At 72.0% G+C, this 22,377-nt stretch carries 22 protein-coding genes; 5 read left to right on the forward strand and 17 right to left on the reverse strand.

What is annotated here, in order from left to right; translation table 11 throughout:
- Positions 1-23: 23 nt before the first annotated feature.
- Positions 24-887, reverse strand: coding sequence for an HAD-IIB family hydrolase (locus tag ITJ60_RS03210; protein ID WP_194646889.1), 864 nt, complete (start codon positions 885-887; stop codon positions 24-26).
- The gene (serS, locus tag ITJ60_RS03215) at positions 884-2,146 is read right to left on the reverse strand and encodes a serine--tRNA ligase (protein ID WP_134194593.1); all 1,263 of its coding nucleotides are present in this window, start codon (positions 2,144-2,146) and stop codon (positions 884-886) included. Before serS ends, ITJ60_RS03210 begins: the two co-directional genes overlap by 4 nt.
- 72 nt (positions 2,147-2,218) lie before the next feature.
- Between serS and ITJ60_RS03220 the strand changes: the two genes are divergently transcribed.
- Complete coding sequence (locus ITJ60_RS03220; protein ID WP_194646890.1) at positions 2,219-3,295, forward strand: diacylglycerol/lipid kinase family protein; 1,077 nt, start codon at positions 2,219-2,221, stop codon at positions 3,293-3,295.
- Positions 3,296-3,436: 141 nt separating this feature from the next.
- On the opposite strand, the gene pheA is transcribed toward ITJ60_RS03220, so the two are convergent.
- Genes pheA through ITJ60_RS03240 form a run of 4 tightly spaced genes read right to left on the reverse strand, consistent with a single transcriptional unit; the run spans position 3,437 to position 6,996 of the window.
- Complete coding sequence (pheA, locus tag ITJ60_RS03225) at positions 3,437-4,393, reverse strand: prephenate dehydratase (RefSeq protein WP_123338582.1); 957 nt, start codon at positions 4,391-4,393, stop codon at positions 3,437-3,439.
- A 53-nt stretch (positions 4,394-4,446) separates the two neighbouring features.
- Positions 4,447-4,992 carry a MarR family winged helix-turn-helix transcriptional regulator gene (locus tag ITJ60_RS03230; protein WP_123291838.1) on the reverse strand — a complete coding sequence of 182 codons (546 nt, stop codon included), beginning with the start codon at positions 4,990-4,992 and terminating at the stop codon, positions 4,447-4,449.
- A 28-nt stretch (positions 4,993-5,020) separates the two neighbouring features.
- Positions 5,021-5,461 (reverse strand): hypothetical protein, encoded by a 441-nt coding sequence (locus ITJ60_RS03235; protein WP_194646891.1) that lies wholly within the window; start codon positions 5,459-5,461, stop codon positions 5,021-5,023.
- A gap of 5 nt (positions 5,462-5,466) precedes the next feature.
- Entirely contained in the window at positions 5,467-6,996 is a 1,530-nt protein-coding gene (locus ITJ60_RS03240) for a molybdopterin-dependent oxidoreductase (RefSeq protein ID WP_228509692.1), read from the reverse strand.
- A gap of 69 nt (positions 6,997-7,065) precedes the next feature.
- Between ITJ60_RS03240 and ITJ60_RS03245 the strand changes: the two genes are divergently transcribed.
- Genes ITJ60_RS03245 through ITJ60_RS03255 form a run of 3 tightly spaced genes read left to right on the forward strand, consistent with a single transcriptional unit; the run spans position 7,066 to position 9,623 of the window.
- Entirely contained in the window at positions 7,066-8,310 is a 1,245-nt protein-coding gene (locus ITJ60_RS03245) for a glycosyltransferase 87 family protein (RefSeq protein ID WP_194646892.1), read from the forward strand.
- Between the two features lie 5 nt (positions 8,311-8,315).
- Positions 8,316-9,380 carry a GTP 3',8-cyclase MoaA gene (gene moaA, locus ITJ60_RS03250; protein WP_194646893.1) on the forward strand — a complete coding sequence of 355 codons (1,065 nt, stop codon included), beginning with the start codon at positions 8,316-8,318 and terminating at the stop codon, positions 9,378-9,380.
- A 3-nt stretch (positions 9,381-9,383) separates the two neighbouring features.
- Complete coding sequence (locus tag ITJ60_RS03255) at positions 9,384-9,623, forward strand: MoaD/ThiS family protein (protein WP_194646894.1); 240 nt, start codon at positions 9,384-9,386, stop codon at positions 9,621-9,623.
- A gap of 149 nt (positions 9,624-9,772) precedes the next feature.
- Here ITJ60_RS03255 and ITJ60_RS03260 read toward each other — a convergent pair whose 3' ends face one another.
- The 6 genes from ITJ60_RS03260 to ITJ60_RS03285 are packed head-to-tail and all read right to left on the reverse strand — an operon-like array spanning position 9,773 to position 15,058.
- On the reverse strand, positions 9,773-10,873 hold the full coding sequence (locus tag ITJ60_RS03260) for a calcium:proton antiporter (RefSeq protein ID WP_194646895.1): 1,101 nt from the start codon (positions 10,871-10,873) through the stop codon (positions 9,773-9,775).
- A 12-nt stretch (positions 10,874-10,885) separates the two neighbouring features.
- On the reverse strand, positions 10,886-11,911 hold the full coding sequence (locus ITJ60_RS03265) for a sulfate/molybdate ABC transporter ATP-binding protein (RefSeq protein ID WP_194646896.1): 1,026 nt from the start codon (positions 11,909-11,911) through the stop codon (positions 10,886-10,888).
- On the reverse strand, positions 11,908-12,708 hold the full coding sequence (locus ITJ60_RS03270) for an ABC transporter permease (RefSeq protein ID WP_194646897.1): 801 nt from the start codon (positions 12,706-12,708) through the stop codon (positions 11,908-11,910). The genes ITJ60_RS03265 and ITJ60_RS03270 overlap by 4 nt, the downstream gene beginning before the upstream one ends.
- Positions 12,709-12,711: 3 nt before the next feature.
- A complete protein-coding gene (gene modA / locus ITJ60_RS03275) occupies positions 12,712-13,521 on the reverse strand; it encodes a molybdate ABC transporter substrate-binding protein (protein ID WP_194646898.1) in 810 nt (269 codons plus the stop codon).
- Positions 13,518-13,934, reverse strand: a complete 417-nt coding sequence (locus tag ITJ60_RS03280) for a TOBE domain-containing protein (protein ID WP_123338572.1) — start codon at positions 13,932-13,934, stop codon at positions 13,518-13,520. The genes modA and ITJ60_RS03280 overlap by 4 nt, the downstream gene beginning before the upstream one ends.
- A gap of 53 nt (positions 13,935-13,987) precedes the next feature.
- Positions 13,988-15,058 (reverse strand): ThiF family adenylyltransferase, encoded by a 1,071-nt coding sequence (locus tag ITJ60_RS03285; RefSeq protein WP_194646899.1) that lies wholly within the window; start codon positions 15,056-15,058, stop codon positions 13,988-13,990.
- 95 nt (positions 15,059-15,153) lie between these two features.
- Here ITJ60_RS03285 and ITJ60_RS03290 point away from each other — a divergent pair, with 95 nt between their 5' ends.
- A complete protein-coding gene (locus ITJ60_RS03290; protein WP_194646900.1) occupies positions 15,154-16,806 on the forward strand; it encodes a glycosyltransferase family 39 protein in 1,653 nt (550 codons plus the stop codon).
- Positions 16,807-16,856: 50 nt separating this feature from the next.
- On the opposite strand, the gene ITJ60_RS03295 is transcribed toward ITJ60_RS03290, so the two are convergent.
- From ITJ60_RS03295 to ITJ60_RS03315, 5 genes are all read right to left on the reverse strand, one after another.
- On the reverse strand, positions 16,857-17,789 hold the full coding sequence (locus ITJ60_RS03295) for a 4-(cytidine 5'-diphospho)-2-C-methyl-D-erythritol kinase (protein WP_194646901.1): 933 nt from the start codon (positions 17,787-17,789) through the stop codon (positions 16,857-16,859).
- 9 nt (positions 17,790-17,798) lie between these two features.
- Positions 17,799-19,118, reverse strand: a complete 1,320-nt coding sequence (locus tag ITJ60_RS03300) for an O-acetylhomoserine aminocarboxypropyltransferase/cysteine synthase family protein (protein WP_194646902.1) — start codon at positions 19,116-19,118, stop codon at positions 17,799-17,801.
- Positions 19,118-20,158 (reverse strand): LLM class flavin-dependent oxidoreductase, encoded by a 1,041-nt coding sequence (locus ITJ60_RS03305; RefSeq protein WP_194646903.1) that lies wholly within the window; start codon positions 20,156-20,158, stop codon positions 19,118-19,120. Before ITJ60_RS03305 ends, ITJ60_RS03300 begins: the two co-directional genes overlap by 1 nt.
- Positions 20,159-20,266: 108 nt before the next feature.
- Entirely contained in the window at positions 20,267-21,256 is a 990-nt protein-coding gene (locus tag ITJ60_RS03310; protein ID WP_194646904.1) for an ATP-grasp domain-containing protein, read from the reverse strand.
- A 277-nt stretch (positions 21,257-21,533) separates the two neighbouring features.
- Positions 21,534-22,376 (reverse strand): helix-turn-helix transcriptional regulator, encoded by an 843-nt coding sequence (locus ITJ60_RS03315; protein ID WP_194646905.1) that lies wholly within the window; start codon positions 22,374-22,376, stop codon positions 21,534-21,536.
- Between the last annotated feature and the right edge of the window lies 1 nt (position 22,377).

Here is a 22,377-nt window from a genome sequence, read left to right on the forward strand (position 1 = left end):
CCGTGGCACGGGGCCGTTCGTCGTCAGCGCGGCAGGGAGTCGAGCGCTGCTGCCAGGCCGTCGTCGGACACGCCACCGGTGAGTTCGTTGCCGGCGTCCACGACGTCGTCGGGCGCCTGGCCCATCACGACGCCACGACCGGAGGTCGAGGCCCACCGGAGCATGTCGATGTCGTTGCGGCCGTCGCCCGCGGCGAAGACGCGCGACCGCGGGATGTCGAGCCACTCGCGCACGCGTTCCATGGCGGTGGCCTTCGTCACGCCTTCTGGTGCGATGTCGAGCCACGCGGTCCAGCCGACGGTGTACGAGACCTTGTGCAGGCCCATGTCCTCGACGATCTGCAGGAACTCCTCGAGCCCGTGCTCCGGCGAGATCACGACGACGCGGGTGGCCTCGACCGTGAGCAGCTGCTCGAACGGCACCAGCTCGCCGGCGTTCGTCATGGTGTCGGCGGGGAAGTTCTCGGACAACCGGAAGTGGCCGGTCTCGTCCTCGACGCCGAAGGCCGCGTTCTCCAGGGCGCCACGGATGGTCTGCAGGACGTCGCTCGGGTCGAAGTGCTCGACGTGGATGCGCTCGTAGGACCCGTCCGGACGACGGGCCAGGGTCAGCGCGCCGTTGGCGCAGACGAGGTACTTCGGCTTGATGCCGAGGGTCTCGAGCAGCGGCACCGTCATGCCCTCGCTGCGGCCCGTGGAGAGCATCACCTCGTGCCCGGCGGCCTCGGCATCGCGCACGGCGGCGACGACTGCTTCCGTGATGACGCCGTCCTCACGCATGGTGGTGCCGTCGATGTCGAGCGCCACCAGCCACCGCTTCGTGCGGGCGGGAGCACCGGCGCCCGCGTCCTGCGCTGAACCGTCGACGAACCGCCCCTGGGAGGTCATCGGGGCTCGATCACCTCGACGCCACCGAGGTAGGGGCGCAGCACCTCCGGCACGACGACGGAGCCGTCGGCCTGCTGGTGCGTCTCGAGGATCGCGACGATCCAGCGGGTGGTCGCGAGGGTGCCGTTCAGGGTGGCGACCGGGGCGGTCTTGCCGCTCTCGGTGCGGTACCGGATGTCGAGGCGACGGGCCTGGAACGTCGTGCAGTTCGACGTCGAGGTGAGCTCGCGGAACGTGCCCTGCGTCGGGACCCAGGCTTCGATGTCGTACTTCTTCGCCGCGCTCGTGCCGAGGTCACCCGCGGCGACGTCGATCACGCGGTAGTGGAGCCCGAGGTCCTGCAGCATCTGCTCCTGGTACGACACCAGCTTCTCGTGCTCGGCCTCGGCCTGGTCCGGGTGGACGTAGGCGAACATCTCGAGCTTGTTGAACTGGTGCACGCGCAGGATGCCGCGGTTGTCCTTGCCCGCCGAGCCGGCTTCGCGCCGGTAGCAGGTCGACCAACCGGCGTAGCGGTGCGCGGTGTTCTCGATGTCGAGGATCTCGTCGGCGTGGAAGCCGGCGAGGGCGACCTCGCTCGTGCCGGTCAGGTACAGGTCGTCGGCCTCGAGCCGGTAGACCTCGGCCGCGTGCTCGCCGAGGAAGCCGGTGCCCGCCATCGTCTCGGGGCGGACGAGCGTCGGGGTGATGAGCGGTTCGAACCCGGCGGCGATGGCGCGGTCGAGGCCGAGCGACATGAGCGCGATCTCGAGCCGGGCGCCGAGGCCGCGCAGGAAGTAGAAGCGCGAGCCGGAGACCTTCACGCCGCGCGGGATGTCGATGATGCCGAGGTGCTCGCCGAGGTCGGCGTGGTCCTTCGGCTCGAAGTCGAACTCGGGCTTCGTGCCGACGGTGCGGAGGGTGACGAAGTCCTCTTCGCCACCGGCGGGGACGCCGGGCAGCACGACGTTCGGGATGGCGCGCACGACGGAGTTGAAGGTCTCCTCGGCCGCGGTGACGGTCGCCTGGGCTTCCTTCACCTGGGCCGAGAGCGCCTGGGCCTGCTGCACGAGCGCGGCCTTCTCGTCCTTCGGGGCCTTGGCGACGGTCTTGCCGAAGGCGTTCTGCTCGGCGCGGAGCGACTCGAACGCGGTGATCGCGCTGCGTCGGGCGGCGTCGGCGGCGACGGCCTCGTCGACCACGGCGACGGATGCGCGGCGGGACTCCTGCGAGGCCTTGATGACGTCCGGGTTGTCACGAAGCAGCTGGGGATCGATCACCGCTCCATCCTAGAGGCGGCGACATGGGGAGGAACCCGCCGCTCGCAGCGTCCGATCGGTACCGTTGATCCCATGTCGACCCCTTCGGAGACCGCGCCCGCGGACCAGGACGCCCTCCCCACCGAGCACCGGACGGCTGCCGTGGTCTACAACCCGGTCAAGGTCCACCTGCCGACCCTCAAGGCCACCGTGGAACAGCACCAGCAGGAGGCCGGCTGGGCCGAGACGCTCTGGTTCGAGACCACCGAGGAAGACCCGGGCGGGGGCATGGCCCGCGCAGCGCTCGAGGCGGGAGCCGACGTCGTCGCCGCTGCGGGTGGCGACGGCACCGTGCGCGCCGTCGCCGAGGTCGTGCACGGCTCCGGTGCCTCGCTCGCGCTGCTGCCGAGCGGGACCGGCAACCTGCTCGCCCGCAACATGAAGCTCCCCCTCGACGACCTGGCGAGCAGCGCGCACACGATCTTCTCCGGCCATGAGCGGGCGATCGACTTCGGCCTCATCGGCATCGAGCGGCCCGACGGCGCCCGCGAGCAGTTCGGCTTCGTCGTGATGGCGGGCCTCGGGCTCGACGCCCGGATGATCGCGAACACCCGCCCCGAGCTGAAGAAGCGCGTCGGGTGGCTCGCCTACCTCGACTCGCTGCTGCGCTCCGTACGCGACACCGACGGCTTCGAGTTCAAGTACCGGCTCGACGAGTCGGCCCGCAACGGTTCAGTGCGCGCGCACTCGGTCATCGTCGGCAACTGCGGCATGCTGCAGGCGAACGCGATGCTGCTGCCCGACGCCGAGATCGACGACGGTGTGTTCGACATCGTCGTGATGCGCCCCCGCGGCTTCTTCGGCTGGGTGCGGATCGGTGCCCGCGTCTTCTGGGAGAACGGCATCCTGCGCTGGTTCCGGCGTTCGGCGCTGTCCGACACCCTGATCGGTCGGCGCATCACCACGGCGGCGAAGCAGGAACGTCCGCTGCGGTACATGCGCGGCGAGGAGTTCACGCTGCGACTCGAGAAGCCCGACGAGTTCGAGATCGACGGTGACCCGGTGGGCGAGATCACGGCGTTCCGCGCCCGGATCGACCCCGGTTCGCTGACGGTCAAGGTGCCGACGGTCGAGCCGAAGCCGAGCTGGGTGCGCGGCCGCAAGCGCTGAGCGGTGCGGCCCGTGCGGCGTTGCTCACTCGGTGCGAGGTTGTTCGGGCGCACGGAGTGATCAACCTCGCACCGGGCAGCAGCACCGGCCGGGCAGCAGCGGCCGGCCGGCAGCGCCGACCGACGAACACACCGCCGCGCGTCAGCCCGCGTCGGGCTCGCCGGAGACGATCGCGCGCAGCCAGTCCCGCGCCTCGACGAACGCAGCGTCCGAGTAGCGCGCCGGCACCTCGGGCTGCGCGCCGTCGGCCCGCGGGTACGACCCGAGGAACGTCACGCGCGGGCTGAACCGTCGCAGGCCGAGCAGGGCGTCGGCCACGCGCTCGTCCTGCACGTGCCCGTCCAGGTCGATGACGAACCGGTAGCGTCCGAGCTCGTCGCCGATCGGCCGCGACGACAGCAGCCCCATGTTGATGCCCCGTGTGGCGAACTGCTCGAGCATGTCGACCAGGGCGCCGGGGTGGTCGGCGGGCAGCTCGACGATGACGCTCGTCTTGTCGGCACCGGTCGGCTCGGGCAGCGCCAGCGTCTTCGACACGAGCACGAAGCGGGTGACGGCCGAGGCGTTGTCGCCGATCGACGACGCGAGCACGACGACGTCGTGGTGGTCGGTGATGCCGGGCGGTGCGACGGCGGCGTCGGCGGTGGGGTTCGCCTCGAGCAGGGCGAGCGCGGCGGCGACGTTCGACGACGCCGGGATGTGGCCGTGACCGGGCAGGTTCGCCTCGAGCCAGTTGTGGGTCTGCGCGTACGCCACCGGGTGCGCGTTCACGGTGCGGACGTCGGCGAGCACGGTGCCGGGGCGCGCGACGAGCACGAAGTCGACCGGTACGAGGTACTCCCCCACGATCCGTACGCCGGGGATCCGGGCGAGGGCGTCCTGCGTCGCGCTGACGCCACCGTCGACGCTGTTCTCGATGGCGATGACCGCACCGACGGAGCGGCCGGACATGACGTCGTCGAGGGCTTCACCGACGTTGTTGACGCTCCGCCACGGCTTTCCGGCCGCGGCCTCGACGAGCTTCAGGGCCGCCTCGGTGAAGGTGCCGGCGGGTCCGAGGTAGGAGTACGTGTCGGACGGCGCGGCGGGGTCGGTCATGGGCCGAGCCTATTGCAACGACCGAGCCCGCAGACGCGGGCGCACAGCGCCGTTCAGTCGGTGCTGGCGCCGGTCAGCCGGGCCTCGCAGATCGCGGTGTCGTCGTCGTCCCGCGGGTACGTCAGGGCAGCGAACCGCCCCTCGGGGTCGAGCCGTGTGAGCAGTGCGGCCGCGATGCCGTCGAGCTGGACGACCTGCTCGTCGCTCAGGGCGTCGATCACGACGTGGCGTGCGGTGCGGACGTGGTCCGGAGCGGCCTCGACGATCGTGGCGTACCCGGCGTCGGTGAGCCGGACGTCGGTCGCGCGGCGGTCCGAGGTCGAGGGGCAGCGCGTCACGAGCCCGCGCTTCTCGAGCCGGGACACCACGTGCGACAGCCGGGGCAGCGAGGCGTTCGTCGCCGAGGCGAGGGCCGACATGCGCAGCGTGCGACCGTCGGTCTCGGAGAGCATCGCGATGACCATGTAGTCGAAGTGCGTCAGGTCCGCGTCACGCTGCAGCTGCTGGTCGAGCGCCGCCGGCAGGAGTTCCATGACGGCCACGAGCTTCATCCACGCGCGCAGCTGCTCGCGGGTGAGCCACGGGGTCTCGTCGGTCATGTCTGCATCCTACCGAATGGTTGTCGGTTTAACCAGTGTCGAGTGAGCCGCGGACAGCAGACTGCCGCGCCCGGACCACCCCGACGACGAGCACCGCCACCACCACGAGCAGCAGCACCCCCTCGACGATCAGCAACCGCGTGCCGTAGTCGAACGGCAGGATCGTGGGGTTCTTCTGGCCATGCCGCTTCGCCGCGATCTCGGGCAGCACCACGAGGGCGAGCACACTGCCGAGCACGATCACCGTCTGCACCACGACGAGCACCCACGCCCGGAGCGACCGCCCCGCACGACGCAGGAGCAGTCCGGCGCCGACGACGAACGGCGACAGGATCGCGTCGTGCAGGATCGCCGCGCCGAGCAGCCAGGTCGCCAGCCCACCGATCCGGTTCGGCTTGACCGACGTCACCAGGACGTAGGCGCCGAACGCGACCACCAGCACGCCGAGCACGACGAGTACGATCCGCACGGCCTTCACCGCAGCACCTCGATCTTCTCGATCCACTTGGTCTGCAGCACGCCCGGTCGCCCCGGAGCGATGATCCGCGCCGGGAACCCGTGGTCCAGGTCGAGCGTCGAACCGTTCAGCTCGAGCGCGACCAGGGTGGTCGGGTCCTCGGCGTACTCCGGCCCCATGTCCATGATCCGGTAGCCGCCGTGCCGTTCCAGGCTCGTGACGCGCACGTGCGATCCGGGTTCGGCCTGCACGGCGCCGAGCAGGTCGCGCATCCGCACGCCCTTCCAGCTGCCCATCTGGCTCCACCCCTCGACGCACGAGATCGGCAGGTCGACCTCGGTGGTGCCGAGCGCGACGAGCTCCGCGCGCACGAAGGTCCGGGTCACGTCGGGTCCCACGACGGTCAGCGTCCAGTCCGCGGCAGTCGCGCTGGCGAGCACCCCCGCCGCGCGGGCGGTGCGGTTGACCGGCAGGCCGTTCGCACCGAGACCGCGCTGGCGCGCGCCGAACACGTTGAACGGTTCGGCGAGCTTCGAGGACTGCCCCGCCGTCAGGGCGACGACGCCGACGACCGCGGCCGTCACGCCACCGAAGAACCCGCGTCGTGCGATCCGCTGGCGTCGGCCCTGTGCACGCTCCTCGACCGACCGGGAGGCCCGGGTCGGCTCCGGCGCATCGGCCACCGGTTCGTCCGGGGCTGCGTCGACCGCGTCGACGCCGTCGATCCAGCGGAACACGCGGCCGAGCAGGCCGGGGGCCGTGGACTGGGCCGTCTCGGCACCCGCAGCCGGCGAGGCGGACGCGGGGCGGGCCTCCCGTACCGGGGGAAGCAACTCACTGCCGGACGCGGGGTCCGCGATGAACCGGCCCTGCTCGTCGTAGGAGTCGCGCTTCCGCCAGTAGCGGGCGATCACCGGCAGCTTCGACGCGATGTGGATGATGAGCGACCCGATGATCACGTACGCCATCGCGTTGTGGACCTGGCGGAACGGGAACGGCCACGGGTACCACTGGTAGGTGTTGAGCAGGCCGGTCGTGACCTGGATGATCGACGCCGACACGAGCACGGCGATCGACAGCCGCTCGAACAGGTGCAGCACGCCGCGCACCGGCGGGACCTGGACCAGTGCGGGCATGACGGTGTTGAGCTTGGCCAGCAGCAGCGGGATGATCGCGATGCCGGTGGTGATGTGCAGGCCCTGCGTGAACTGGTAGAGCTGCGTCGGCCGGGTCGGGAACCGCATCCAGCCGAGGGGCTCCTGCAGCAGGTGACTGTAGATGCCGGTGCCGAAGCAGACCACGAAGGCGATGCCGAGCAGTCGTCCGAGCACCACCGCGGAGCGCGCGTTCCGGTTCGGCGAGGCCAGTGCGGCCCGCGCCTCGAACAGCAGGTGCCGCACGCCCGCTAGCCTCGACGGACCATGAGCGACCGACTGCGTGCCGTCCGACCGTCCTCCGCCGTCGGACCCGGTGCCCGCCTCGCCGTCGTGGGCGCGGTCGTCGGGGTACTTGCCCTCGCGGGCGTCATCGCCTTCGGCGTCACGCATCTGGGGTTCCTCCGATCCGACACTCGTTCGTCATTCGTTGCGTGGACGCTGATCGCTTGGACGGTGTTCGTGATCGCTGTGCTCGCACTGCGGTTCGTGCCCGCCCGGTGGATGACCGCCGTGGTCATGGTCGGGGCAGTGGTGGTCGGTCTCGCGGCGCTGGCCGGCCCCCCGAGCACGAGCACCGACTCGGCGCGGTACGCGTGGGACGGCATCGTCCAGCATGCCGGAGTCTCACCGTACGCGCACACCCCCCAGTCCACGGCACTGTCCGGTCTGCGGCCCGACTGGCTGTTCCCGGACAAGGTGAACGGCACGTGCGACGACCTCAAGCCCCGGTTCCGCGGCCTCGGCGACGGTGCAGACGGCCACTGCACCCCGATCAACCGCCCCGACGTGACGACGATCTACCCGCCGATGGCGCAGCTCTGGTTCGCCGTCGTCCGGGCGTTCGTGCCGGCCACCGCGCAGTACATGCCGTTCCAGGTCGCGGGGCTGCTGCTCTCGCTCCTCGTGACCGTCGCACTCGTCGTGGTGCTGCGGAAGACCGGCCGTCCGACCTGGTGGGCGGCGCTCTGGGCCTGGTCGCCGCTCGTGGCGTCCGAGGCCGTGACGAACTCGCACGTCGACGCCCTCGGCGCGGCGCTCGCGACCGCCGGTGCCGTGCTCGTCGCGTTCGGCCGTCCGATCTGGGGCGGGATCGCGCTCGGTGCCGCGACGGCGACGAAGCTCATCCCGGCGATCGTGTACCCGCCGTTGCTCGGGCGGTGGCGTGCCTGGTGGGCGATCCCCGTCGGCATCGCCGTGTTCGGGCTGCTCTACGTGCCGTACGTGCTCACGACGGGGCTCGACGTGCTCGGCTACCTGCCCGGCTACCTGAGCGAGGAGGGCTACGAGGACGGCTCGCGGTTCGCCCTGGTGTCGCTGGTGTTCCGGGGCGACGCCGCGACCGTGGTGGTCGGGCTCGCCGTGCTGCTCGCCGCCTTCGTGGCCTGGCGGCTCTCAGACCCGTCGCGGCCGTGGTCCGGCGAGGTCCTGATGATCGGCGTCACCTTCCTCGCCGTGACGCCGCGCTACCCCTGGTACGCGCTGCTGCTCATCCCGTTCGTGGTGCTGTCGGGGCGGTGGGAGTGGCTGTCGATCGGGCTCGCCATCGCGCTGCGCGGGGTGTGGCCGTCGACGGACGCCTACCGGTGGTGGCTGCTCGCCGCCGTGGCCGTCATCGTGGTGGTCACGCTCCTGCGCACGAGCCGGTCGGACTGGCGGCGCTGGTGGGAACGGCTGTCGTTCCGGCGCGTCGAACACGTACGCTGAGCCGCATGGCACCCGCGACCCTGCTCGGCACGACCGTGGACCCGGCGTCCGCCGGGCTCGTCGACCGCTTCGGGCGTCGTGCGATCGACCTGCGGGTGTCGCTGACCGAACGGTGCAACCTGCGCTGCACGTACTGCATGCCGGCCGCCGGGCTGCCCTTCGCCCCCGACGACGCCCTGATGACCGCCGCCGAGATCGAGCGGCTGGTGCGGATCGGGTCGTCGCGGTTCGGCGTGCGCAAGGTGCGGTTCACCGGCGGCGAGCCGATGCTCCGGCACGACCTGGTCGACGTGATCGCCCGGTGCGCCGCGCTGCCCGACGCCCCGGAACTGTCGCTCACCACGAACGCCATCGGTCTCGCCCACCGCGCCCAGGCCCTGTACGACGCCGGGCTGCGGCGCGTGAACGTGTCGCTCGACACCGTCGACCCGGACGTGTTCACCACCGTGACCCGCCGCCCGTTCCTCGACAAGGTGATCGCCGGGCTGTCCGCCGCCCACGACGCCGGCCTCGACATCAAGGTCAACGCGGTGCTGCTGCGCGGGATCAACGACGAGGCCGCGCCGGAGCTGCTGCGCTGGTGCCTCGACCGCGGCTACGAGCTGCGGTTCATCGAGCAGATGCCGCTCGACCCCGACCACGCCTGGGACCGCACCGAGATGGTGACCGCTGCCGAGACCCGGCAGCTGCTGGCGTCGTCGTTCGTGCTGACGCCGGACGAGGCCCCGCGGGACGGCGCCCCGGCCGAGCGGTACCGGGTGCACGCACGCGACCACGCCGCTGCGTCGGGCATCGGCGTGCTGCTCGGCACCGTCGGGATCATCGCGAGCATCACCGAGTCCTTCTGCGCCGACTGCACCCGCACCCGGTTGACCGCCGACGGCAACGTCCGGAGCTGCCTGTTCTCCGACGCCGAGACCGACGTCCTCGGCCCGATGCGCGCAGGGGTCTCCGACGACGACGTGGCCGAGCTGTGGCGCCGGGCGATGTGGGCGAAGCCGCGCGACCACGGCGACGACAGCGACGAGCTCGTGCACCCGACGCGCGGCATGAGCGCGATCGGCGGCTGAGCGGTGACCACGATCCGGTTCTTCGCCGCTGCCCGGGCGGCGGTCGGCGTCGACGAGGTGTCCACGACTGCTGCCACGATCGACGAGGCGTTGCGCGAGGTCACCGCCGCCGACCCGTCGCGCTGGAGTGCGCTGCAGGAGCGGTGCTCGTACCTGGTCGACGGCGTGACCACCCGCGACCGAGCCACCGCGCTCGATGGTGTCGCGGTCGTCGACGTCATGCCCCCCTTCGCCGGCGGCTGAGCGGCCCCCGCCCGTTCTTTCCCAGAACGCACGCGATGCCCGGTGCTTCCGGGCGTACCGGGGCAGAACTTCCGACCAGGTACGCCCGATCCGACCAGGTACGCCGCCCGGCCGCCGCCCGGCCGCCGCGCCGCCGCTACCGCCGACCCCTACGGCGAGACGGACAGCACGATGAACGCGGCGAAGATCACCAGGTGCACCCCGCCCTGCAGTCGCGTCGCCCGACCCGGCAGCACCGTGAGCACCGCGGCGACGATCGTCAGCGCGAGCAGCACGATCTGGGACGACCCGAGCCCGAGCAGCAGCGTGCCCGGCATGAACAGCGACGCCACTGCGATGGAGGGGATCGTCAGACCGATCGACGCCATCGCCGAGCCCATCGCCAGGTTCAGGCTCGTCTGGATCCGGTTGCGGGCGGCGGCCTTCGACGCCGCGATGCCCTCGGGCAGCAGGATGAGCAGGGCGATCACGACACCGACGAACGACGGCGGGAACCCGACAGCGGCCACGCCGGCCTCGATCGCTGGCGACTCGACCTTGGCGAGCCCGACCACCGCGACCAGGGCGACGACGAGCAGTGCGAGCGAGGTCATCGTCGAGCGACCGGTCGGCCGGGCAGCGTGGGCGTCCTCGGACTCGGCGAGCACACCCCCTGACCGGTTCACGGGCAGGAAGAAGTCCCGGTGGGCCACGGTCTGCGTCACCACGAACAGGCCGTAGAGCACGATCGACGCGACGGCCACGAAGACGAGCTGCGTCCCGGTGAAGGACGCGTCGTCGGTGCCGGTGGTGAACGTCGGCAGCACCAGGGTCAGCACGGCGAGCGCGGCCACCGTCATCGTCGCGGCGCTCGCGCCCTCCTGGTTGAAGCGCACGGTGTTGTGCCGGAGCGTCCCGATCAGGATCGCGAGGCCGACGAGCCCGTTCATCGTGATCATCACGGCCGAGAACACCGTGTCGCGCGCCAGCGTCTCGGCCTGGGCGCCGCCGGAGCTCGACAGCGAGATGATCAGCGCGACCTCGATGATCGTGACCGCGACGGCGAGCACGAGTGAGCCGAAGGGTTCCCCGACTCGGTGCGCGACGACCTCGGCGTGGTGCACCGCCGCGAGCACGGTGGCGGCGAGCACGACCGCGACGATCGCCACGACCACGGTGCCGAGTCCGTAGCGGCCGTACGAGAACGCGAGCACGACGGCCGCCAGGATCGGGATGGCCACGGGCCACGCCTTGGGGAACCAAGAGGTCATCCGTCCATTGTCTCAACCGCGCGGCGCGTACACCGCCAGTTCGGACGCCGGGACGTCGACGCGGACGGCATCGCCCGGGCCGATCCCGAGCGCCGTGACCCGCGCCAGGGTCAGGTCCGCGACCAGGTCGCCGGCGCACACCCGCACGAGACCGTCCCGCGGTTCGAGCGACGTGACGGTGCGCTCCGGTCCGGCGCCGTCCCGCGTGAGCACGGCGGCCGTCGGGTGGAAGGCGCCCAGGGCTGGCCGACCGGGAGGCACGGCGTGCGTCCCGGACGCCAGCTCGCCCCCGCCGTCGGTGGCGATCCCACCCGCGGTGGCGGTCCCGCGCACCAGCGCGAGTCCGGAGAACGCCGCCGCGAAGGCACTCGTGGGCCGTCCGAGCACGGCCGCTGGGGTGCCGTCCTCGACGACCCGGCCGTGCTCGACGACGACGACCCGGTCGGCCAGGGCGACGACCTCGACCGGGTCGTGCGTGACCAGGACGCTCGGGCGCCCGCCGATCGCGGTCCGGAGGGCTGCACGGACCTCGTCGCGCGCGGCGACGTCGAGCGCCGACGTCGGTTCGTCGAGCAGCAGGACCGCCGGGTCGGTGGCGAGCGCCCGGGCGATGGCGACGCGTTGGGCCTGCCCGCCGGACAGCGTGTCGGGGCTCCGTCCCGCCAGGTCGTCGATGCCGACGGCCGCCAGGGCACGGAGCGCGCGGGCACGGGCCGCGGCTCGTCGGACGCCGGCTGCCCGCGGGCCGAACGCCACGTTGCCGATCACGTCGAGGAACGGGAACAGGTCGGGCCGCTGGGCGACGAGTCCGATGCGGCGGCGGTGGGCGGGGACGGTCCGCCGCTGGTCCGCCACCACGGTGCCGCCGAGGACCACCTGTCCGGCGTCGATCGGCAGCAGGCCGGCGAGGGCCTCGACCACGGTGGACTTGCCCGCGCCGTTCGGCCCGATGACGGCCACGCACTCCCCCGTCGCGACCTCGAGGGCGACGTCGACCCCGCGTCGCTCGACGACGATGCGTGCGGTGACCCCCGTCACGCTGCCACGCCCCGGGTCCGGAGCGACGAGGCGCCGATGACCACGACGGCGACCACGACGAGCACGACCGCCAGTGCCACGGCGGTGTCCGGGTCGACCTCGCGCTGCAGGTAGATCTCCAGCGGCAGGGTCCGGGTGACCCCCTGCAGGCTGCCCGCGAACGTCAGGGTCGCACCGAACTCGCCGAGTGCGCGCGCGAAGCAGAGCACCAGTCCGGAGACGATGCCGGGCAGGACCCTCGGGGTCGTGACGGTGAGGAACGTGCGGGTGGGACCGGCGCCGAGGGTGGCGGCGACCCGCTCGTACCGGTCCCCCTCGACGCGGAGCGCGCCCTCGATCGAGGACACCAGGAACGGCATGGCGACGAACGTCTGCGCGATGACGACCGCCGTGGTGGTGAACGCGATGTGCAGCCCGTGGTCGTCGAGGAACGCCCCGACCACCCCGAGGCGACCGAACGCCGCCAGCAGCGCGAGCCCGCCGACCACGGGCGGCAGCACGAGCGGCAGCAGGACGACGGCGCGGGCGACGCCCACCCACCGCGACCGGGACCGGGCGAACAGCACGGCGAGCGGGTACCCGAGCACGAACGCGACGGCCGTGGCGGTCAGCGCGGTGCCCAGGCTGAGCCCGAGGGCCGTGAGCGACGCCGTCGAGGTGACGAGGGCGACGAACGACGACCAGTCGACCCGACCGAGCATCGCGAGCACGGGGACGACGACGAACAGGCCGCCCAGCACCGCGGGCAGCGGGAGCCACCAGGCGATCGGTGGCCGTCCGTCAGCCCGCGAGGCCACGGGTCACGGCTTCCCGAACCCGGCGGCGGTGAGCACCTTCTGGCCGGTGTCGGATCGGACGTAGTCGGAGAACGCCTGCGCGAGCTCCGGGTCCTCGGAACCCTTCAGCACGCCGATCGGGTACGTGTTGACGGCCTTGCTCGACTCGTCGAACGGGACACCGTCGACCTTGCCGTCGGCACCCTGCACGTCGGTCACGTAGACCAGCCCGGCGTCGGCCTGACCGGACTCGACCTTGCCGAGCACGTCGGTGACGGACTGCTCCTCGCTGACGGGCTGCAGGTCGACGCCCGACGCGGACTCGACCTTCGCCGTCGCGGCACCGCACGGCACCGGGGCGGCGCACGTGACGAGCTGCACGCCGGGACCGGTCAGGTCGTCGAGGCTCGTGATGCCCTTCGGGTTGCCCGGCGCGACGGCGATCTCGAGGACGTTCGTCGCGAAGTCCCGCGGTGACCCGCTCGCCAGGTCGGTCGAGGACAGCTTCGCCATGTTCGCCTCGTCGGCGGAGGCGAACACGTCGGCGGGGGCGCCGTTCTGGATCTGGGTGACGAGGTCGCTCGAGCCCGCGAACGAGAACTCGATCGAGGCGCCGGGGTGCGCGAGTTCGAAGTCCTTGCCGAGCGTGGTGAAGGTCTTCTGGAGCGACGCGGCGGCGAACACCGTGATCGAGCCCGACACGTCTGCGTCCGCGCTCGACGACGACGACGGCGACGACGACCCGGCCGGAGCGTCGGCGGTGGAACACGACGCCAGGCCGAGCGCCGCGACGACGGCGAGGGGCACGAGCAGCGAGCGGGGACGAAGGTTCATCGGGGGTCCTCCTGGTGGGTGGGCGCCTCGACGGTGACCATCGTGGCCTTGACGGACGCCACGGCGACGGACCCGACCTCGAGCCCGAGGTCGCGCACCGCCTCGGCGCTCATGAGCGAGACCACGCGGTGCGGGCCGCACTGCAGTTCGACCTGCGCCATCACGGTGTCGACGACCAGGTCGGTGACGATGCCGACGAAGCGGTTCCGTGCCGAGCTCTTCACACCGGTGTCCGGGGCGGCCAGCTCGGTGCTCCGCGCCCGGGCGTACTCGGCCACCTGCCGACCGTCGACGACGGCGCGCCCGGAATCGTCGGTGGCCCGGTCGAAGGTGCCCCCGTCGACGAGTCGACGCACGGTGTCGTCACTCACCCCGAGGAAGCTTGCAGCGTCGCGGATCCGCAGTTGCGTCATGATGCGACGATCCTAGCCGCGGAAGCGGCGCCCTGGACCCGATCAGTGTCGAATCAGGACAGGTGCCCGATCGCCACGGGCAACCCTTCGCGGCGCCAGGCCTCGAACCCGCCGTCGAGGACCGCCACGTGCCTCCAGGCCGGTTGTGCGGCAGCCCACGCGTCCGCACGCGGACCACGGGCGCAGTAGACGACCACGTCCGCCGCGTCGGTGTCGCCGGTCACCGCGTCACCCGTGACGGCTCCGGCGACCACGCCGTCCGCGCGTTCGGCGTCGGTGCGCACGTCGACGACGACCACCGGGTCAGCGGGGTCGGCCAGGCGCGCGGCGAGTGCGGACGGGGCGATGCGCCCGGTCCGCGACGCAGCGACCGCGACGGGACGGCGTGATGCCGGCCCGCGCCGGACGGGGCTCTCGCTCCACCGCCAGCGGCGCGCGTCGACGGTCAGGACCCGTCCGAGCAACGGTTCGCCGGTGCCGGTGACCAGGGCGGTCACCTGCCCGGCCATCACCGCTCCGACCGCTCCGCACAGTGCCGGGACGACGCCGTCCAGGGCACACGAGCCCTCGTCGGGCAGGGCCTCGGGGTGCAGGTCGTGGAAGTCGACGCCGTCCGGCCCGGCGTCACGGAAGACGCTGACCTGGCCGTCGTGACCGAGCACGGTGCCCCAGACGAACGGCACGCCGGCGTCGGCGCAGGCGTCCGACACCGCCCGGGTGACCAGGACGGAGTCCGCCGCGTCGACGACCACGTCGTGCCCGGCGACGAGCTCCGGCTCGAAGGATCCGACCACGGCGACGGCGTCGAGTTCCGGGTCGACGGCGCGGGCACGGGCCACGGCGACCTCGGCCTTCGACGATCCGACGTCGGCCGCGGTGAAAAGCGTCTGACGCGCGAGGTTCGACGCGTCGACCACGTCGGGGTCGACGATCGTGAGCCGTCCGACCCCGGCGAGGTACGCGACCACGGGAGCCCCGAGCCCGCCGGCGCCGACCACCAGGACGCGTGAAGCGGCCAGGCGCCGGAGCCCGACGGCGCCGACGTCGGACAGGGCAGCGGTCCGCGAGCCGAGCCGGGTCCGCCACGGGGAGAGCGCTGCGACGGGGGCGACGAGGGGGTCCATCCCGTCATTCTGGCCGGTCGTGCCGAATCCCTGCATGTGAATGTTCAGCGGGTGGACGCGGCGGATGCTCAGTGCCGCTCGGTACGGTCGCGGGCGTGAGTTCTCCCCGCACCGGCACGGTCACGGTCCGACGCACGACGTCGGACGCGTCGACGCGCGCACGGCTCCGGGCGCTCGCCCTGTCGACCGTGCGGGCGCTGGTGCGTGCGCCGGAGGTCACCATCGGTGCGGTCGGTGTGGTCGTCGCCGCGGCCTTCACGTGGGTGCCGTCGGTCTGGTACGACGAAGCCGCCACCCTGACGAGCGCGCAGCGCAGCTGGCCGGCGCTCTGGGCGGAGCTGCAGAACGTCGACGCCGTGCACGGCCTGTACTACGCACTCATGCACGTCTGGCTCGCCCTGGTCGGCTACTCCCCGTTCACGCTCCGCTTCCCCAGTGCCCTGGCGATCGGGATCGCCGCCGCACTCGTGGTGGCGCTCGGCCGGCGCCTCGGCGGTGTCCGGCTCGGGGTCGTCTCCGGTCTGGTCTTCCTGCTGCTGCCCCGCGTCGCCTGGGCTGGTACCGAGGGCCGCCCGTACGCGACCGTCACCACCTTCGCGGCGCTCCTCACACTCGTCGGCCTGACCGCGGTCCGTCGCACCCGGGTGCGGCACCACGCGACGCGGTGGTGGATCGTCTACGGCGCTCTGGCGGCCGTGGCCGTCCTGTTCAACGTCTACCTTTCCCTCGCCGTCGTGGCGCACGGCGTCGTGCTCGCGTGGACCGGCGTCGCCGACCGGGCGGCCCGACGGCAGGCCTCGGTGACCGACCGCAGCGGCACCGTGCCCCCGGCGATGGTGGACCGCGCCGTCGTCGTCCGCTGGGCCGTCGCCGCCACGGCCGCAGCCGTCGTCGTCCTGCCGTTCATCGGGCTCGCGGCCGGTCAGGCCAAGCAGGTCGGCTGGATCACCGGCATCGGGTGGGCCACCCTGCGGCAGGTCTTCGCGACCGCGTGGTTCGGCGTCGTCTACCCGTACGCCACCCTCGGCTGGGTGCTGATGATCGTCGCAGTCGTGCTGACGGTGCGCGCGGTCCGACGCCCGGCGCCCGGCGCGCGTGACGTCCTGCGGATGCAGGCCGTCCGGGTCGCGGTGCCCCTGACGATCCTGCCCACCGCGCTCCTGATCGCCGCGACGGCCGCCGGTGAGCACCTCTACTCCCCGAAGTACGCGAGCATCAGCCTGCCGTTCGTGGCGCTCCTGATCGGACTGGCGATCACGGCCATCCGCCCGCGACGCTGGATCGCGGTGGCGGTCGTGGGCATGGTCCTGGTGTCCGTGCCGACGTCGACGATCGTGCGGTTGCCGCACGCCAAGCAGTCCTCGCACTGGGCGAACGCCGCGGCGGTGATCGAGCGCGAGCGCAACTGGGCGACCGACTCCGACGAAGGCGTCATCTACGGCAGCGTGTACGGGCACCCGACCACGACCGCACAGGTCATCGCCGACGCCTACCCCGAGGCCTTCACCGGCATGCGGGACCTCGCCGTCACGAGCACGGGAGCGGAACGTGGCGAGCTCTGGAACACGAACGGCGACATCGCCACGACGGTGCCGGCCCGCCTGGACGACATCGACACCGTGTGGTTCGTCGGCGCGACGTCGCGGAACATCCGCCCGCAGGTGTCCGAGACGCTGAAAGCCCAGGGGTTCCACGTCGTGCGCTGGTGGCACGAGGACACGGTCATCCTCTGGAAGTACAGCCGCTGAGCTGACGGACCCGTCAGTGCTCGTCGTCCGGTCAGCGCTTCGTCGTACGGTCAGTGCACGAGGCGGGCGCCGTGCACCGGACCGGTGGCACGGAGCGCGACCAGGCCGGCGGCGCTGAGCTCGACCTGCAGTTCGAGCGCGGCGTCACGGTCACCGACCAGGAACGCCACCGTCGGACCGCTGCCCGACACCAGACCCGCGAGCGCCCCGGCCTTCTCGCCGAGTTCGAGGGTCGACGCGAGTCCGGGCTGCAGCCGCATGGCCGGGGCCTGCAGGTCGTTGTGGACGCAGTCGGCGAGCAGGTCGGGGTCACCGGCACGGAGCGCCTGCAGCACGTTCGACTCCACCACGGGGTGGGACGGCGCCGGTGCGATGTCGGCGCGGTAGCGCTCCCGGTGCTCGTCGAGCGCACGGTAGACCGCCGGGGTCGACAGGCCGTCGTCGCTCAGCGCGAGGACCCAGTGGAACTCGCCCTTCGCCAGCGCGGGGCTGAGTTCGTCGCCGCGGCCGGTGCCCACGGCCGTGCCACCGGCGAAGGCGAACGGCACGTCCGCGCCGAGCTGCGCGGCGAGACGGAGCAGTTCCTCACGCCCGAGGGCGGTGCCCCAGAGCGTGTCCACGGCGAGCAGCGTGGCCGCGGCGTCCGCCGAGCCACCACCCATGCCGCCGGCCACCGGAACCTGCTTGTCGATCGTCAACCGGACTCCGCCCCGGTGCCCAGCGGCGTCGGCCACCAGCCGGGCCGCACGGATCGCCAGGTTCGACTCGTCGACCGGCACGTCCGACGTGTCGATCGGACCGGTGAAGGTCACCGAGAAGTCGTCGGCGTGCTCGGCCGTCACGTCTTCGTACAGCGACACGGCCTGGTACGCGGTCGCCACGTCGTGGTAGCCGTCGTCCTGCAGCGCACCGACGGACAGGAACACGTTGATCTTGCCGGGGGCGCGCGTCCGCACGCGGGTCGGGGCGGCCAACGTGGTCATGCCCCCAACCTATCCCGCTGCGGCTGCCGCGAAGCCCCGCGCCAGGTCGGCGAGGACGTCGTCGATGTGCTCGAGGCCGATCGACAGCCGGATGAGCCCGTCGCCCACACCGGCCGCTGCCCGCTCCGACGACGTCATCTGCACGTGGGTCGTCGACGCCGGGTGCACGACGAGTGACCGGACGTCCCCGATGTTCGACACGTGGTCGAACAGCTCGAGTGCGGCCACGAACCGCCGTCCGGCCTCGACCCCGCCGTCGAGGTCGAACGCCAGGACCGCCGACGGCCCCTTCGGCACGTACCGCTGCTGCAGGTGGTGCCACGGCGACGACGGCAGTCCCGCGTAGTGCACGCCGAGCACCTGGTCGTGCGCGTCCAGCCACGACGCGACGGCGGCCGCGTTCGACACGTGCCGCTCCATCCGGAGGGAGAGCGTCTGGATGCCCTGCAGCACCAGGAAGGCGTTGAAGGGGGCGATCGCCGGACCGAGGTCGGCGGAGAGCTTCGACCGGGTGCGCTGGATGAACGCGCGGCGGCCGAACTTCTCGGCGAAGTCCGTGTTCGCGAACCCGGACTGCTCGGTGGTCGCGAGCTGCGGGAACTTGTCGGCGTGGGCCGCCCAGTCGAAGTTGCCGCTGTCGACGATGAGCCCGGCGATGGCGCTGCCGTGACCGGCCAGGTACTTCGTCGCCGAGTGCACGACGATGTCGGCACCGTGCTCGATCGGCCGGACCAGGTACGGCGTCGCGATGGTGTTGTCCACGATGAGCGGGACGCCGGCGTCGTGCGCGACCCCGGCCACCCCGGCGAAGTCCAGGACGTCACCGCGCGGGTTCGGGATCGACTCCCCGAAGAACGCCTTCGTCTCCGGACGCACCGCGGCAGCCCACTCGTCCAGGTCCGTGGGGTCCTGCACGAAGGTGAACGCGATGCCGAGGTCGTGCAGCGTCGACGCGAACAGCGTGTACGTCGCGCCGTACAGCGAGGCACTCGACACGACGTGGTCACCGGCCCGCGCGACGCCGAGGACGGCCAACGAGGTGGCCGCCTGGCCGGACGCCAGCGCGAGCGCACCGACGCCGCCCTCGAGGTCCGCGATGCGCCGCTCGAGCGCCGCCGCCGACGGGTTGTTCACGCGCGAGTACGTGTGCCCCGGAGCGTTGAGCATGAACCGGTCCGCCGCGTCCTCACTGGACGGGTAGACGAAGGCCGCGGTCTGGGCGATCGGCGGGACGTTGCCACCGAACCCCGGGTCGGCCTTGAAGCCGGCGCGGATCTGCCGGGTCTCGAACGCCCAGCCGTGCTCGGCGTCGGTCTCCGCGGCACCCATCAGGACTGCGCTCCGACGATCGGGCGGACGAGCGGGATGACCTGTTCGCCGAAGCGGTCCATCTCCTCGAGCTGCGGCGAGAACTGCAGCAGCAGCGTGTCCACCCCGGCGTCCTCGAACTCCTTGATCCGGGCAGCGACCTGCTCCGGCGTGCCGACGAACCCGGGGCGCAGGCCGCGGTTGGACACGGAGTAGTCCTCGAGCGAGGGGACGTGCTCGAGCTGCGACTTCGAGATGAAGTCCTGGTACGACTCGTACGCGTTGCCGTGCTGCACGTCGGTGATCCGCGCGAGCTCGGCCTGCGCCTCTTCCTCGGTCTCGCGGACGATGACGTAGGCCGCCATGCCGAACGCCTCGAACGGCGGCAGTCCGGCGTCGACGCGGCGCTGCTTCATCTCGGCGATCTTCGTGCGGAGTTCCGGGACCGTGCCGCCGTGGGTCACGTAGGCGTCGGCGTACCCGGTGATCGCGGCCTTCCCCGCCTCGCTCTCGCCGCCGGCGTAGATGCGCGGGGTCACGCGCGGCTTCGGCTCGAGGTGGGCGTTCTGGACGTCGTAGTACTCGCCCGAGAACGAGTACGGCGTCTCCCGCCACATCCCCTTCATGACCTCGACGAACTCCGCCGTCCGCTTGTAGCGGTCGTCGTGCTCCGAGAAGATGCCGCCGTACTGCTTGGCCTCCTCCGCCCACCACGCGCTCACCACGTTGAACGTGAAGCGGCCGCACGAGATGTCGTCGATCGTCGCCGCCTGCTTCGCCGTCACCGCGGGCAGGTGGTACCCGGGGCGCATGGCCGCCATGATCTCGAGGCGCTCGGTCGTCGCCGCGATGGCCGCGGCGAGCGACCAGGCCTCGAGCGACGGCGCGGCCGTGCCCTTGATGTCGTTGAGGTTGAGCTCCGGCACGAGCGTCAGGTCGAAGCCGATCCGCTCGGCGCGCTGCGCCAGCCGCTTCACGTAGTCGAAGGTGACCGGCATGTTCTCGTTGTCGACGTTGCGCAGCCAGCCGCCGAAGAGCGGGGTCCAGTATCCGAATCGCACGGGGTGAGTTCCTTGGGGAGGTGGGGAGTGCCCGGGAAGGGGCGCGGAACGGACAGGAGGCCCGTGGCGGGCCCGCCACGGGCCTCCTGTCCGGTGGTTCTTGCGTGCTCAGGCCGTGAGTTGCGCCGCGTACTGCGTCTCCAGCAGGCCACCGAGGTAGCGCGCGATGGAGCGTGGACCGGAGGCCGGCGCGGACTCCTCGACGGCGGGGTTGTAGTTCGTGTTCGTGTTGATGTCGTAGACGACCGTGCGGCCGTCCGTGGTCTCCATGAACTCGACGCCCGCGATCGTGATGCGCTGGTCGGCCAGGAACGTGCGGAGCTGCTGGACGAGCCGGTGCTCGGCGGTGACCTCGGTCCGGACGCTGAACGCGCTCGGCTGTTCGGCTCCCGGCACGTCGCAGACCGCACCAGCGATCACCTGGGGGACCTCGCACGCGTCGGCCGGGCACAGCTCGAAGCTGCCGGCGCTCGTGTCGACGCGGACGGCGTACACGAACTCGCCGCCGACGAACTCGACACGGGTGATGAAGGGCTCACGGGCCGTCAGGAACTCCTGCAGCAGCGTGATGCCGTCGACCGGCGCTTCGAACTCCGGGGAGTCGACGTAGGCGTCGAACTCGGCGAGCGAGTCGAACCGGCGGACGCCCAGGCCCTTGCCGCCCTGGTTGTGCTTCGTGATGAACGGGACGTCCTGGCCGTTCGTGAAGGTGCGCGCGGCCTGCTTGAGCGTCGTCGTGCCGAACACCGCGGTGGTGCGGGGCACGTCGAACCCGGCGTTCTGCAGCAGCCCGTGCTGGGCCACCTTGGAGACCTCGAGCTCGAGCACGTGGCTGCCGCCGACGACCTGGCGACCCGCTCGTTCGAGCCAGCCGAGGACCGCGCGGGTGTACTCCTTGCTGTGCTCGTGGCCGCGGGTGTGGCTCGACGCCGACATGCGGGACCAGTAGACGCCCGGCTCCGGCTCGGCACTGAGGTCGATCTGTCCCTCGGTCAGCAGGATCTCCTGCACCGGGACGCCCTCGGCCTCGAAGGCTGCGGCGAGCGGCGGGAACCACTCGGGGTTCTCGTGGATGACGTACACGCGGGGAGTGCTCACCCGCCCACCCTAGGCACGGTATACCGCACGCGGCCAAGTGTGTGACGCGCGGTTGCTTCGTGTGGTGCGTCCGGGGGGGGAGGAGGAGCCGGGGGTCCGGGGGTCCGGGGGTCCGGGTCGCACGGTGCGCGCTTGTCCGGCCGGTGCGAGGTTGATCGCTCGGTGGCGGGATGAAGCGCGGCACCGAGCGGTCAACGGCGCACGGGATCATCGGCCTCGCACCGTGCGGGCTCGACCAACCTCGCACGAGCCGGACGGACGCGCACCGTGCGGGGCGTCAGCCGGCGAAGGCCTGCTGACCGACGACACCGAGGAGCTCGAGCTTCTGCGCGTCCTCGGATCCTGGGGGTGCGGTGAAGAGCAGCAGTGCCTGTGCCTGGTCGTCGGTGTGCAGGACCTGGCAGTCGACGGTGATCCGGCCGAGCTGCGGCTGCACGATCGTCTTGTTGTCGGACCAGCGACTCGTCACTTCATGCAGTGCCCAGAGCCGGCGGAACTCGGGGCTGCGGGTCTCGAGCTCGGCGATCAGCTCGGTGGCCCGACGGTCCCCCGGTCCGGCCAGCCCCACCGCCGCCCGCAGCGACGCCACCACGACCCGGGCCAGTCGCTCGTGTTGCTCCGGCGCGTACTTCGCGAGCTCGTCTCCGGTCACGAACCACCGCCACGCCTGGTAGCGCTCGTTGCCGGGCAGGCTGACGGACGACCCGAGCAGCGCCGCCGCGAGCCGGTTCTCGACCAGGGTCTCGCCCAGGTGGCTGACCACGATCGCGGGGGTGTCCTCGAGCCGGTCGAGCACCCGCAGGATCGCGGGGTCGACGTGGTCGGCGCGGTGCAACCGGGTCGGCGCGTTCTGCCCGGCCAGGTGGAACAGGTGGTCGCGTTCGTCGAGGCTGCAGCGGAGCGCCCGGGCGATCGCGGCGATCATCTGCTCCGACGGCTGCGGCCCACGCTGCTGCTCGAGCCGCGTGTAGTAGTCGACCGACATGCCCGCGAGCGCAGCGACTTCTTCGCGCCGGAGACCAGGCGTCCGGCGTCGTGGTCCCTGGCCGAGACCGACGTCCTCGGGACGCAGCAGTTCGCGGCGACGGCGGAGGAAGTCAGCGAGTGCAGCGCGGTCCATG

Origin of the sequence: Curtobacterium sp. VKM Ac-2884 (assembly GCF_015350945.1) — a bacterium.
Classification (GTDB): domain Bacteria; phylum Actinomycetota; class Actinomycetes; order Actinomycetales; family Microbacteriaceae; genus Curtobacterium.

Coding starts and splice junctions, on each gene's coding strand:
- ITJ60_RS03210 (WP_194646889.1), bottom strand. CDS start 887: ATGACCTCCCAGGGGCGGTTCGTCGACGGTTCAGCGCAGGACGCGGGC.
- ITJ60_RS03220 (WP_194646890.1), top strand. CDS start 2,219: ATGTCGACCCCTTCGGAGACCGCGCCCGCGGACCAGGACGCCCTCCCC.
- pheA (WP_123338582.1), bottom strand. CDS start 4,393: ATGACCGACCCCGCCGCGCCGTCCGACACGTACTCCTACCTCGGACCC.
- ITJ60_RS03230 (WP_123291838.1), bottom strand. CDS start 4,992: ATGACCGACGAGACCCCGTGGCTCACCCGCGAGCAGCTGCGCGCGTGG.
- ITJ60_RS03240 (WP_228509692.1), bottom strand. CDS start 6,996: ATGCGTGACGCCGAAGGCGATGACGCCCGCGAGGGCAAGTACCCCGAC.
- moaA (WP_194646893.1), top strand. CDS start 8,316: ATGGCACCCGCGACCCTGCTCGGCACGACCGTGGACCCGGCGTCCGCC.
- ITJ60_RS03260 (WP_194646895.1), bottom strand. CDS start 10,873: ATGACCTCTTGGTTCCCCAAGGCGTGGCCCGTGGCCATCCCGATCCTG.
- modA (WP_194646898.1), bottom strand. CDS start 13,521: ATGAACCTTCGTCCCCGCTCGCTGCTCGTGCCCCTCGCCGTCGTCGCG.
- ITJ60_RS03280 (WP_123338572.1), bottom strand. CDS start 13,934: ATGACGCAACTGCGGATCCGCGACGCTGCAAGCTTCCTCGGGGTGAGT.
- ITJ60_RS03285 (WP_194646899.1), bottom strand. CDS start 15,058: ATGGACCCCCTCGTCGCCCCCGTCGCAGCGCTCTCCCCGTGGCGGACC.
- ITJ60_RS03295 (WP_194646901.1), bottom strand. CDS start 17,789: ATGACCACGTTGGCCGCCCCGACCCGCGTGCGGACGCGCGCCCCCGGC.
- ITJ60_RS03300 (WP_194646902.1), bottom strand. CDS start 19,118: ATGGGTGCCGCGGAGACCGACGCCGAGCACGGCTGGGCGTTCGAGACC.
- ITJ60_RS03315 (WP_194646905.1), bottom strand. CDS start 22,376: ATGGACCGCGCTGCACTCGCTGACTTCCTCCGCCGTCGCCGCGAACTG.